The 12,771-nt window shown below is 47.9% G+C and carries 9 protein-coding genes; 3 read left to right on the top strand and 6 right to left on the bottom strand.

Translation table 11 applies throughout. The features are described from left to right. Positions 1–267 precede the first annotated feature (267 nt). On the top strand, positions 268–1,221 hold the full coding sequence (locus NL644_RS01000) for a M23 family metallopeptidase (RefSeq protein ID WP_005395595.1): 954 nt from the start codon (positions 268–270) through the stop codon (positions 1,219–1,221). Next, a complete protein-coding gene (locus tag NL644_RS00995; RefSeq protein ID WP_074190324.1) occupies positions 1,125–1,577 on the top strand; it encodes a polymer-forming cytoskeletal protein in 453 nt (150 codons plus the stop codon). The genes NL644_RS01000 and NL644_RS00995 overlap by 97 nt, the downstream gene beginning before the upstream one ends. Before the next feature lie 88 nt (positions 1,578–1,665). Here NL644_RS00995 and NL644_RS00990 read toward each other — a convergent pair whose 3' ends face one another. Then, positions 1,666–4,416, bottom strand: coding sequence for a pitrilysin family protein (locus NL644_RS00990; RefSeq protein ID WP_114322726.1), 2,751 nt, complete (start codon positions 4,414–4,416; stop codon positions 1,666–1,668). A gap of 364 nt (positions 4,417–4,780) precedes the next feature. On the opposite strand from NL644_RS00990, the gene NL644_RS00985 reads away from it, so the two are divergent. Continuing rightward, positions 4,781–6,667: a methyl-accepting chemotaxis protein gene (locus NL644_RS00985; RefSeq protein WP_114322725.1), complete on the top strand. Its 1,887-nt coding sequence runs from the start codon at positions 4,781–4,783 to the stop codon at positions 6,665–6,667. A gap of 118 nt (positions 6,668–6,785) precedes the next feature. Here NL644_RS00985 and fecE read toward each other — a convergent pair whose 3' ends face one another. The 5 genes from fecE to pvuA form a co-directional block, all read right to left on the bottom strand. Further along, positions 6,786–7,550, bottom strand: a complete 765-nt coding sequence (gene fecE, locus NL644_RS00980; protein ID WP_114322724.1) for a Fe(3+) dicitrate ABC transporter ATP-binding protein FecE — start codon at positions 7,548–7,550, stop codon at positions 6,786–6,788. A 2-nt stretch (positions 7,551–7,552) separates the two neighbouring features. Further along, positions 7,553–8,524, bottom strand: a complete 972-nt coding sequence (locus NL644_RS00975; RefSeq protein WP_114322723.1) for an iron ABC transporter permease — start codon at positions 8,522–8,524, stop codon at positions 7,553–7,555. Continuing rightward, positions 8,521–9,558: an iron ABC transporter permease gene (locus tag NL644_RS00970; protein ID WP_114322722.1), complete on the bottom strand. Its 1,038-nt coding sequence runs from the start codon at positions 9,556–9,558 to the stop codon at positions 8,521–8,523. Before NL644_RS00970 ends, NL644_RS00975 begins: the two co-directional genes overlap by 4 nt. After that, on the bottom strand, positions 9,555–10,478 hold the full coding sequence (locus tag NL644_RS00965; protein ID WP_114322721.1) for a Fe(3+) dicitrate ABC transporter substrate-binding protein FecB: 924 nt from the start codon (positions 10,476–10,478) through the stop codon (positions 9,555–9,557). Before NL644_RS00965 ends, NL644_RS00970 begins: the two co-directional genes overlap by 4 nt. Before the next feature lie 100 nt (positions 10,479–10,578). Then, positions 10,579–12,717 carry a TonB-dependent siderophore vibrioferrin receptor PvuA gene (pvuA, locus tag NL644_RS00960; protein ID WP_253657871.1) on the bottom strand — a complete coding sequence of 713 codons (2,139 nt, stop codon included), beginning with the start codon at positions 12,715–12,717 and terminating at the stop codon, positions 10,579–10,581. Between the last annotated feature and the right edge of the window lie 54 nt (positions 12,718–12,771).

The raw sequence follows: 12,771 nt of genomic DNA, 5'->3' as shown, positions 1-12,771 counted from the left end.
GAGGATGCTATTGGCAATATTCACAATCTAATTTCTCGGATAACCACCTTACAAATCAAAATCTTCAGTTCAATAAAGCGATTTGGAGTAACTACGACCAAAAGCGCTAGGATATTAAATCTTTATTGAGTCTTTTATCTAATATCTGAAAACGCCTCACGGCCTGACACTTCTTTCCAGTTTGCCTCTAGCGGTCCCCGTTCGTTTTCCTTACATTCCCATTAACTCAGTGACGAGACGTATACCAGATACGAGCAGTAGAAGACGATGAAAGACCAGTTGACGATCTCTATATCAACCATCAATGGCTCCAGACATTGGTACTTCAGTAAAAGGATGCAACGCAATCTAAAAACGTTTTTATGCTTTTTTGTCATTGCTCTGGCCGCAACCGCGATCTTAATTCATCACTTGTACACTCGCGTCGATAATGCCGCGTTAAAACAAGCTGAACTGACAGAACATTCGCGCACTATGGGTGAAGAGCTCAGCACACTGAAAGCATTAAAATCCGAGCTGGAAAGTGATCTCTCAGAGCGAGAAGAGCGAGTACAACTTGTTTCGGAGCGTTTGGGAGAGTTAGAGAAAGTCCTTGGAGTTGGAGAACATACTACCACGGATAATTTGGATGCCCGACTTGATGCGGCGGCGATTACGTCGAACGTTCGCATGGTGTTGTTAAACCAAATACCAAGCGGGTCTCCGGTCGGTAAAGCGCGGCTCTCTTCTCGCTTCGGTAAGCGCATTCATCCGGTGACAAAAGTCGCTAAGATGCATCGCGGGCTCGATTTTGCCGTGAATACCGGTACTAAGGTTTATGCCCCAGCAGATGGGGTTGTGGAAGTCACCCGCCGCAGCAATAAAGGCTCTGGTAACTTCCTCAGGCTGCAACATTCTTTCGGTTTTTCGAGTTCTTATTCGCACTTGAAAAAGTTCAAAGTAAAAAGCGGTCAGTTCGTCAAAAAAGGGCAACTGATTGCAATTTCCGGCAACAGTGGGCTCTCTTCTGGCCCTCACCTTCACTACGAGGTGCGTTTTGTTGGGCGAGCACTGAATCCGAAGCCATTTGTCGATTGGAGCCTCAATGATTTCGAAGACATTTTTACTAAGGAGCGAAGAATACGATGGGAATCTTTAATCAAAACCGTGGAACAACGAGTAGCTCAGCAGCTTCAACTCTCATCGCCAAAGGCTGTGCTGTTAGCGGAGAACTCAAAGTAGAAAACGATGTCCAGATTGATGGCATCGTCGATGGTCAAATTAATGTAGAAGGCACTCTCGTCGTTGCAGAAAGCGGCCGAGTAAACGGTGAGATCTACGCTAAGCAACTGATCATCAATGGCATGATGGATGGTAACTGTCACGCAGAACACATTCAAGTACTTGCCAAGGGACGTGTAAGTGGGAGGATCTGGAGTAATAACCTCAGCATCGAACCTGGTGGTAAATTCTTTGGTGAAGCGGCCGAATTACCTGAAAAAGAAGTGGTGACACTGAAAGGGAAGACTCAAGAGAACGCCAGCACGAAAGAAAACAATACCAACAATGAAAAGCGACCTGCGCGTAAATCAGCGTAAACTCTTTGGTTAAAGTGCATAAAAAAGACGGCTTTCACGCCGTCTTTTTTATTACTAGAGACACGAGCTTCGTCAGAAGCTACAGTGATTATTCGGCCGGGTTTAAAATCATCACCGAGCGCTTTGCTTGTGGACCAAAAGCCGCTCTCGCATGCGCTTTCACTTCTTCTAATGTCACACTCTTAGCCGCGTTTTCAACGTCAAGTAACACATCGACGCCGTAATCATGCACCAAGTAGCGAGTATACGACCATGCGCGCTGAGCAGGGTTATCATCTAATCCTTGCATCGCTACCGCCAATTGCTTCGCTGCCGTATCCACCTCTTTTTGCGTGATGTTCGAAGCTAGGTCATCAAACATTTTGCCTAACTTGCTATCTAAAACTGCCACGTCTTCGGGCTCAACTTGAGATTCCAAGAGCCAATCAGAGATTGGTTCGCGATCTTGCGTCACGGTGTAAATATTTGGGCTGTAATCGAGACTAGACTCTTCTCGCACAATATCCAAGACACGCGCATTACTGATACGTTGCAAAATATCTTCGATAACCGTATCCCTTGCCGTACGTTGGTAATCGTTCGTGTTAGTCAAACGCATTACGTACAACGATGAAGGTTCATGACCATCCGCAACGACTGTTCGCGCCGGCACGTCGGTGTTGAACGCAACATGGTAATCAATCGAACGACCCGGTTTCATCTCGATAGAGGCCACATACTTACGCAAGAGTGGCGTAATTTCTTCCGGCTCGACATTTGCCACAATGACCATCTTAAAACCATCATTGGTTTTGAAAAGTTGCTCATGCACCGCCAATATTTGCTCGGAAGTCACTTGCTCCACATCGTCACTGGACACTATACGATGACGACTACCCGGCAAATAAGAATTACCGTTTGCTTTCTGAATCAGTTTTCCCATCGGCGATTCAAAAAAAGCGCCACTCTGCTGTTTAAACTCTTGCTTTGCTGCCGCCATCTGGCGCTCGTCAACTTTGATCTCCGTCGCTAGGTTGTACAACCCATTCAACGCGTAAGTTAAATGCGTTGTTGGCGCGGTAATTTGTGAACCGTGACTGGTCGCATCGAGAATCGCGCTAAGCGCAATGTTATTTTTGCGTAAGTAACTGTCTAACTCTGAACCAGAAAATGCCCCTAACCCACTGCGTATCGCCGTCGTTGCAGCGATTTCATACGCAGCATATAACGCTGGATCAACGGCGGCTTTACCACCTTGGCTCGCATAGTAAATATAAGCTCGACCACCCGCTTTGGCATCTTTTTGGAACCACACTTCGACACCGTTTGATAACGTATAAACTTGAAAGCCACCCGCTTCCTGACGCATGCTGGTGATGGTACCTTCTTGAGTAGGCTGTAAGAATCCATCCACTTTGTCATACATCTCTAACGGTTTTTCGCCCGTTTGGAGGTAGGCACTGTATAGATCGGTAAATACATCATTGAACTGAGCTGACGTTTCACTTTTCCCTAACCCAATCACAAAGATTGGTTGCTCAGACAACAAGGCATTCAATTGCGTGTTAATGCTCTCTAGATTCTCGTTGTTGATGAATTCAGACAAACTCTGGGCGTAACTCTCTTTTGATTGACTCACACTGCCTTGGTCAATTTGGAAAACGCGTGCTTCTGCATAACTGTTTGGCTTACGTTGGTCCCAGTCTGAATCAATATTTGCGAGCTCACCTTGCCAATTTGACATGATGCTCTCTAACTCAGATTGGGTCGCACCATAATCTCTCAGTGACGCCAACGTGCTGATGAAAGTTTGATGCATTTGTTCACGACGCTCAGGCGAAAACGAAATACCTGCCGACATCATGCGCTGGTAGTTGGAGTAGTAAGGCTGGGCATAAGCATACTGAAAAGGTTCAGCGGCATCATTAAGTACACGAATCAGACGTTGTTGAATTAGCTGTGTTGCGACTTCATCACGCCACACTTGATGCTGTTGTTCAATCGTAGTGCTGCCACTTAGACCACGCTCAATCACTAAATGAAGGCTTGGTGATTCCATCGTGTTACTTGGCAAGATTCGGTTTTGGTTGTTCACTCGAATATCGCGGCGCTTCTCTATTACGGTATCCGAGGTGCTTTCCCAGTTCGAGAATTTGTTTTTGATAATATTGGACAGTGAATCCACGTCGATATTACCGGTCACAACCAACTCGGCATTTTGTGGTTGGTACCACTTGTCGTAAAACGCTTTTAGCTTGCTTGATGAGGCATTTTGAATCGCTTCGCGAGTACCAATTGGGTCGTGTTCACCATACATAGTGCCTTCAATCGACGCTTGATAAGCATGCATAGAAAAGGACTTATCATCCGGGTTAGCACGTCGCCATTCACCAAGGATCACCCCTTTCTCTTTCTCTACTTGTTCAGGAGCAAACTGAAGTCCGTTTCCGATATCTCTCATCCACTTCAGGGCATCTTCCAGCTTTGTATTATTGGCAAGATCAAGTTGGTAAGAAGTTTGCTGATAAGTGGTAAAGGCGTTGATATCGGCACCAAAGCTACCACCAGATTGCTCGAAAAGTTTAACAACGTCGTTGCCGGTAAAATGCGTGCTGCCATTAAACGCCATGTGCTCAACAAAGTGAGCGTAACCTTTTTGATTGGTTTCTTCTTGGAATGAGCCGACATTCAGAACCAAACGGACCGATACTTCTTGGTCTTTTGTTGGGTAAAGATGGTATTTCATACCGTTCGATAACTGGTCGACATGCCAGTTGGCGTCAGGCTGAATCGGCGTCGATTGTTGTGTCAGAGCACACCCTGACAGTAATAACGCGGGGACTAACAATATACTGCGCATAACTATTGCCCATAACAATGATTAAGCCGATTAATATAATCCTCGTTCGATGACCTTCACATTTTTAATGGATTATTTACTACTCAAACGTGACGTAAATCACCTTTTAATGAAATCAATTATCATTTACAAAAATAGACAAATCCTTACTTTACAAATAGATAAATAACACAGCTTAAAAGCCTTTTTCTTATTTGATGTAAAACTCAAAATCGCGACATGGAGTCAGTATTTATTTTGAGCAATAAAATATAATTATTGAACAGATTCGAATCTGACTTTCTGCTGCATATTCAACGGCTCGGTGAGTCCTGATGAGAATAAAAACACAACAACTATTATTCAAAGATCTATTATTCGCTTTATGTTCAAAAATCTATCATTAAAAAACAAACTGGCAATCTCTGCCAGTGCTGCCATCATTCTCGGGGGAGTGCTGGTAGAAGGGCTGTCTTTTCGAGATTCATTAAACAGACTGGATGTCGAAGTCGCGCAACGACTAGAGAGCACCAGCGCATCTTACAATCAATACGTAAAGGACTGGTTACTCTCAAAAGAGCGAGCACTGACGTCACTCTCTTCCGATTCAGAAAAGCGTTCTCTAGTTACGCACTTGAAACAAGTCCGAGACTCTGGCGCGTTTGATAACGTCTTTCTCGCTTACCCAGACGGCTCACAAGACAACGCTAATGGGGTGGTTTTGCCACCAGGTAATAACGACCCACGCAAGTGGGGTTGGTACACCAACGCCATTGCCAATCCATCGAAAGTCTTTATGGATAACCCAACCGTCGCAGCGGCCACGGGGGCCAACGTCGTGTCGCTTGGTAAAGCACTGCAACTACATGGTCAAACCGTCGTTCTGGGTGCAGATGTCGAAATTGGAGATATTTTAAACAGCCTCAACCAAGTGATCCTACCGGGTGAAGGCTATATGTTTATTGCCAATGAACAGGGCAATATTTTCACCCATAACGACGGTAAGCTGCTGAACCAACCTGTTAGCAAGCTAGGCCTAAACAACAGCGATATTACCTCTGCCGCACGTTCCGGCACAGAGCGTCGTGTCTCGATTAACAACACCGAATATGTGGTTTACGCGCGCCATATTGAGGGCACCAAACTCACAACGGTCACAGTGTTAGATCAAAACTCGTTGGTTGCCCCACTTTACGATGCTGTTTGGGATCAAATCATCGCAACCACTATCGTCGTCGTTATCTGTGTGGCTTTGTTTAACCTGCTATGTAACATCTTGTTCCGTCCGCTCTACAATGTTTCGAATGCGCTCGCGCAAATCGCCAACGGTAGCGGCGACCTGACTCAACGCATCAAAGTAGAAAACCATGACGAAGTTGGTGAACTGGCTGAAAACTTCAACCAGTTCGTTGAAAGTTTGCAGCAACTTATTGGCCACATTCGTCACCAAGCGGAAGAACTGAGCCAACAATCGGAGCTGAGCACGACTCGCGCGAATCAATCGGTTTCCGATCTGAACCATCAGCAACAAGAAATCACTATGGTGGCGACCGCTGTGACTGAAATGGCATCGGCAACGCAAGAGATTGCAGCACATGCAGAGCAGACGGCTAAAGCCGCTCAAGACTCTTCAGCGAGCACACAAAATGGTCATGAGTTGGTGATCAACTCCAAATCGTCCATCAATAATTTGTCTTCTGAAGTCAACCAAGCGAGCGTTGTCATCGGCGAGCTCAACCAGCACGCGCAAGACATCTCTACAGTACTATCAACGATTCGAGACATCGCAGAGCAAACCAACCTACTTGCTCTGAATGCGGCGATTGAAGCGGCGCGTGCAGGTGAACAAGGTCGCGGTTTTGCCGTTGTTGCAGACGAGGTTCGTGTGCTATCACAACGCACACACACCTCAACCGAAGAAATTCGCTCGACGATCGAGACTTTGCAACAGACCACACAACGCGCTGTGACCATCATGGATACAAGCTCTCAACTTGCCCAAGGATCAGTGGAAGATGCCGATCGCGCAGCACTGGCTCTGGATGAAATCAACGCGGCCGTTGCGCTGATCAGCGATATGGCAACGCAAATTGCAACCGCAGCCGAAGAGCAAACGCACGTAACCAATGAAATCACGCAAAACGTCACGTCAATTAAAGATGTGACCGATCACTTGGTGGTTGGTGCCGAAGAATCGATGAATCAATCTGCTGAGCTGAAATCGCAAGCTGAGGATCTCAACTCGAAAGTAGCGACGTTTAAACTGGCTTAAACGCCACGTTAGGAACGCTCTTAAAAACAACAAACCCCGCTAGCAACTTTGTTACTAGCGGGGTTTGTTTTTATGGCTCAGCGTTTTAACTGCAGATAGCTTTCGAAAGACGTAAGACCTACACCGCCACACACATCGGCGTGCCTGAGATTGGATCGTTAAATACTCTCGCTTGTAAATCAAACACCGATGCCAACATGCTTTCTGTCAGTACCTCTTGCGGTGTTCCCTGCGTGACTAACTGACCTTTTTCCAACACCACCAAATGATCGCAGTAACGGCACGCTTGGTTTAGATCGTGCAGCACTACGACCACTGTTTTGCCTTTGTCGTTCATCTGCCTCATGAGTTTCATCAGCTCAACTTGGTGAGAGAGATCCAAGTAAGTGGTTGGCTCATCAAGCATCACTACGTCGGTATCTTGCGCCATTACCATCGCTATCCACGCCCTTTGCCTTTGACCGCCAGACAACGATTCAACTGGCTTGTCAGCAAACTCAATCACGCCAGTATCTTGCATTGCTTGCTCGACTAAGGCTTTGTCTTGTTGACTTAACCGGCCCCAATGAGAGAGATAAGGCGAGCGGCCATATTCGACCAGTTTTCTTACTGTAATACCTTCAGGACTGACAAGAATCTGCGGCAGCAAAGACAACGAACGCGCCAAGCGTTTATCACCGTAGTTGCTTAGAGGTTTGTCGTCATACAACACTTTACCGGAAGCTGGTTTATTGATGCGTACCAAGGTTTTTAATAGTGTCGATTTACCGCAACCATTTGGGCCAACAAGCGCGGTAATTTTACCTTGAGGAATCGACAAAGAGAGATCCGGAATGATGGTCTGTTTACCGTACGCGACGGATAAATTCTGCGTTCGTAACATGCTTACCAACCTCGATAACGATACAAAAGAAAAATGAAATATGGTGCGCCAATAACGGAGGTCAACACACCCGCAGGCAGCTCAATCGGCGGCTGTAAGCCTCTCGCCAAGCCATCAGCGCAAATCACCAACAGCGCGCCAAGGGTTGCCGCGGCAGGAATCAACAACTTGTGGTTGTGACCAAACAGCAAACGCGCAAGATGCGGCGCAAGCAGGCCAACAAAGCTGATCGTGCCGGCCACAGACACGCTGACGCTCGCCAGCAGCACCGCAGCAATCAACGCAAGAATTTGGATCTGTCTTGGTTTTGTGCCAAGTGTAGTGGCACTTTCTTCTCCCAGTCCCATCACATCTAGCCGCCATGCCAGCCAAAACGCCAATGGCAGTAGCAGCATTAGAGCACTCCAAATAAACGGCACTTGTTGCCAGTTTCGTCCCCACAAACTGCCCGTTAGCCAGACCATCGCCGTGTTGATTTCAATAGGGTGCACAATCAGAAGAAAGTCGATACCGCTGGCTAAAAATGCGCTGACAGCAACACCAATCAGCGCCAAACGTGCAGGTGTTGGCTTCGACCAATAAGCCAGCACAGCAATAAAGCCTGCAGCAAGCAAACCTCCCGCCATAGCGACCATCGGCAACATTGCCACCGGCGCATTCGGATACAACACCAAGCAAGCGGTAGCCGCCAGTCCTGCTCCGGCGCTTATCCCCATTAAATCTGGTGAGGCAAGTGGATTACGGATGACGCCTTGCACTAAAACGCCTGACAGCCCCAACCCAGCGCCCACGCCAATGGCGAGCAACATTCTCGGCAATCGATATTGGTGAATCACAAAGTCCGAATCAGAGAAAGAAAACAGCAATGCAAAAACCTGTTGAGCCGACATGTTCGCCGCGCCAACAAACAGCGTGAGAGAAGACGCAATCAGCAACAATCCAAGTAATGCAAACAGTTTGGTTTGATTCATCATGATGATTTCCTCGTTGCAATCGCGATAAAGCAAGGTGTGCCCAACAGCGCGGTAATCACGCCCACTGGCGTTTCAGCCGGAAAGGCAATCGATCGTGATAAAGCATCTGACCACGTCACCAATGCCGCGCCACACAAGGCGGAAACCGGAATGAGAATGTGATAGTTGTGACCAACAATCGGGCGTACCAAGTGCGGCACTAACAACCCGACAAAGCCAATTGGCCCAGCAATCGCTACGCTAGTTCCTGCCAACAGCACAACCGCTAAACCACTGATAAATCGCGTAAGACGAATGTTACCACCTAGCCCAACAGCAACTTCGTCCCCCAACGCGAGTAAATTTAAGTTTCGCGCTAAGCCCATGGCGAGCACCAAACCTAAAGTCGCAAAAGGCCACAGTTGCTGCCACTGCTCAGAATCTACCGCAGAGAGTGAACCCGTTAACCAATGCAACACGCTGTAAGCCATGTCATCCGCCAAAATTACCGACGCACGAGTTAACCCTATCAGCAGTGCACTGATGGCAATGCCCGCTAGCACTAAACGCAATGGGTGAGAACGCGCGGAGAAAAAACCGCCCAACAACATGACCGCACCACCACTTAGTAGCGCGCCGAGTACTGCGTTGATGATTGGGTTCAATTGACTAAAGAATGGTACGCCGATGGACGCCAAGGCCATAAAACACGCCGCACCGGCATTAATGCCGAGAATGGATGGCGACGCCAAAGGGTTACGAGTTAATCCTTGCATCAGCACTCCGGATACCGCAAGCGAAGCGCCAATTAATAACCCAGCATAGGCACGAGGCGCACGCAGCGTCGCGAGGATTTGATGCAGCATATTGCCCTCATCAAACGCAAACCAATAGCTTGTCAGATCATTAACGCTCAAAGAAAAGTTGGACCAGCCAATCATTGAGGCTGCATAGCCTGAGAGCGTACACAACGCCATAGCACAGACAAACAAGCTCGCTTTCCAATGCGATTTGCTAACCGAAGACGCGCTTTCCGAGCTTATCGCCGCACTCATGAGCGCTCCAATAACGCTTCAAGATTGCGGGCAATTTCTTCCGCCGCCAACATGCCGCGATTTAATGACCACAGTTCCGGAGAGACTTCGACCAGTTGCTGCTTTTTCGCCGCAGTTAACAGCTTAAATAATGGATTTTTGCGCCATTCATCCACGACATTTGGTTGAGAGTAAAGTCCAACTAGTAACCAATCAGGGTTGGTTTTTAGTAAAAGTTCGAAGCTGGTTGGGATATACGCATTGCGCTCAGATGGAGCCAGCGGGCTTTGGATGCCTAGAGTGCTCAAAACGCCACCAGCGTAAGAAACCGGGCTATGCAGCCACATCCCTTTGTCGGAAACCACACCAAACTGAATGGTTTCTTGTGTCGAAAAATGCTGTTTGAACTCTGCCATGGTCTGTTTGTGCTGCTCAATGCGTTGCGTCATTTGCGCTTGCTTGCCAATCGCCACGCCGATTTTCTGTGCAGATTCGAGGTTTTCTTGATATGTCTCACCACGACTTTTTAGTAGCAAAGTTGGCGCAATTCGCTGCAAATCTTGATAAATCGCGCGATGGCGTTCGGCATCGGCAATGATCAAATCAGGCTTGAGCACCGCAATCGCCTCTAAACTCGGTTGTGAGCGCATGCCGACCGATTGCCAAGGCTCAATCTTGGCACGAACAGCAGGAATGACTCGTGTGGCATCGTTGTCATCGGCAACGCCTACCGGTGAGACATCGACTGCCGCTAATGCATCGACAAACGAAAATTCTAAAACCACAATACGTTGTGGTATCGCTTCTAGCTCAAAAGTGCCTTGCTCATCTTGCACGCTGCGCGCCTGAGAAAATGCGCTAAATGACATCAAAGCTGAGCTCAACAGCATCAACAAAACGGTTGAAAAGTATTTGATCGTAAATTGTTTTTTATTTTTCATCTTGCTTTTTCCAGTGCTAAGAGTTTTCCATTACCTAAGATCGGCAAAGTCGCCAAGGTAAATTGGCGACTTTTCTTTTCAAACTCAGTGAACGAAACGCTTAAAACTGATAGTTCAGATCCAGCGTGTAAGAGCGTCCTGGAGCTGGGTACCGACCAACTGGGCTTGTATCAATCCCGCGGAAGTAATACTCCTCGTCAAACAAGTTGTTCACCGCAACATTCATGCGTAACTTGCCTTTGTCGTCTTTGTATAAATCCGTCCCCAAGTTGAAGTTCCACACCATGTAAGACGGCACTTTGCCCGTTGCACCTGTTGCGTCTTCGGCACTGGTGTTGGCGTTATCGGTATACGAATCACTGAAGTAGAAGCCCGATAGCGTGGTGTCCATGCCGTAAAATGCGTAGGTCGCATCCCAACCAAGCTGATGCTTAGAGGTGTAAGGCAGTTGATTACCTTTATTCGCGCCTTCTTCTTCAAGCGTGGCATCGAGGTAGTTGTAGCTTGCGCCTAAACTCAGTGCAGGTAGTGCTTCAGGCACGTAACGAGCAGAAAGCTCTATGCCTTGGTGAAGTGTTTTTCCGATGTTATCGAAGGTCTGCGTTGAGCTTTGCCATTGCAATTGATCTTCAAAGTCGATGCGATAAAGTGCAGCGTTAAAGCTGGTCGCATCTTGGGTGTAACGCGCACCGACTTCGTAGTTCCAAGCCAGTTCGCTCCCTTCTTCACCCAATCCTCGGATGTAGGCAATTTGTGGCGCACGAAGTGACTTTTGCGCGTTCGCATACGTTACCCATTGGTCAGTCACGTTGTATGCCACCGTCAAACCCGGCAGCCATTCGGTCACCGTGTTGTCTGCCGTTTGCTCTTTACCGCGATCGGTAAACGTCATGCGAACCGACTCAACACGCAGCCCTGGCGTTACCTTCAACGTATCATTGAACAAGCCAATCTCGTTGCTAACGTAACCAGCAAACGCATCCGTATCTAAATGCCAATCACGCGGCACTTTGGTTGCGCCACCAGCGATTGGAGTCTGAGTGAGTTTGTAGTCAATGTCTTCGTTAACATAACGGGTACCCACGATCCAGTTTTGAGTAACGGATTTACCTTCACCAAAATACATCGCCATTTTCGGCTCTATGCCGTACACGGTAAATTCACGTGGAGAGGTACGAACGTCCGTCGCAGGCAGAGCCGGATCCGCCCAATGGCCACCCGCGCTGTTAAAGCCCCACTTAAAAAGACGCTCTGACTTGTGACCAAACGTTAGCACTTCTAGCTCGGCACTGTCGGCAAATGGCAAATCGTGGATGTACTTAACACTCCAGCGCGTCGACTTACCTTCATAATCATCGTAAGGACGTTTCGATTGGTGACGATCTTGCTCGTAATCTTGTGGCGAAAGTGCGCCCGGCATTTGCGTTTCAGCATCGTAACGTTGCAGGAATGCTTGAATCTCTTGAGTGTCACTCAATAGCCACTGTGCTTTAGCTTGAAAGTTCTTCACGTCCGTATCGGAATGCTCACGGAAGCTTTCGCCTTTTAGGAAGTTACCCTCCAACTGCAGCGCGAATGTGTCGCTTAACCAGCCGCCCGTGCGCAGGTAAAAATCATTCAGTGGCGCATCACCGCCATCAAACACGGTAAGGCGGTTACTGATTTCAGTTTGCCAAGTGTGTGGAATCGGTTTGGTTACTAGGTTGATCACACCACCGACGTTGTTTGGGCCGTACTGCACTGCGGCACCACCGCGTACAATGTCAATACGATCAAGCATCGACAGTGTTGCTGGGAAGATAGACTGACCAGTGTGACCATATGGCGCAAGTGTTAGCGGTACACCATCCATCAAGAACTGAGCATGACCACTACGGCTTGCTTTCAAACCACGTACGGAAATGTTAGGCAATACGCCCGTTCCGCTTTCATCCTGAACTTTAATACCCGGCACGCGCTGTAACGCGTTATCAATCGAGCCTGCGGCGGTTTTCTCGATTTGATCACGGGTAATGACGGTACGAGCACCTGGGTACTCTTTGACGTCTTCAATTTCAGAGTTACCAATTACGCTGCCAGTGACAACGACGGTTTCCATCGCGGTAGTTTGTTCTTTTTTAGCAGGAGCGGCAACCGCGCTCATGGATGTGGCAGAAGCGATTGCAATCGCAAGCACACTGTAAGTGGTAGACAAACCAGCACGTACACTCACTTTACCATCCAAATTCTGGTAAGACATTAAGATCTCCTTTGCGAGAAATTGAGCCTCGGGCAGAATACATCCCGTAGGCTC

This window comes from Vibrio sp. Y10_XG_PY6, from assembly GCF_024181795.1.
Classification (GTDB): domain Bacteria; phylum Pseudomonadota; class Gammaproteobacteria; order Enterobacterales; family Vibrionaceae; genus Vibrio; species Vibrio diabolicus.
This window is presented reverse-complemented; position numbering and strand designations above follow the sequence as displayed.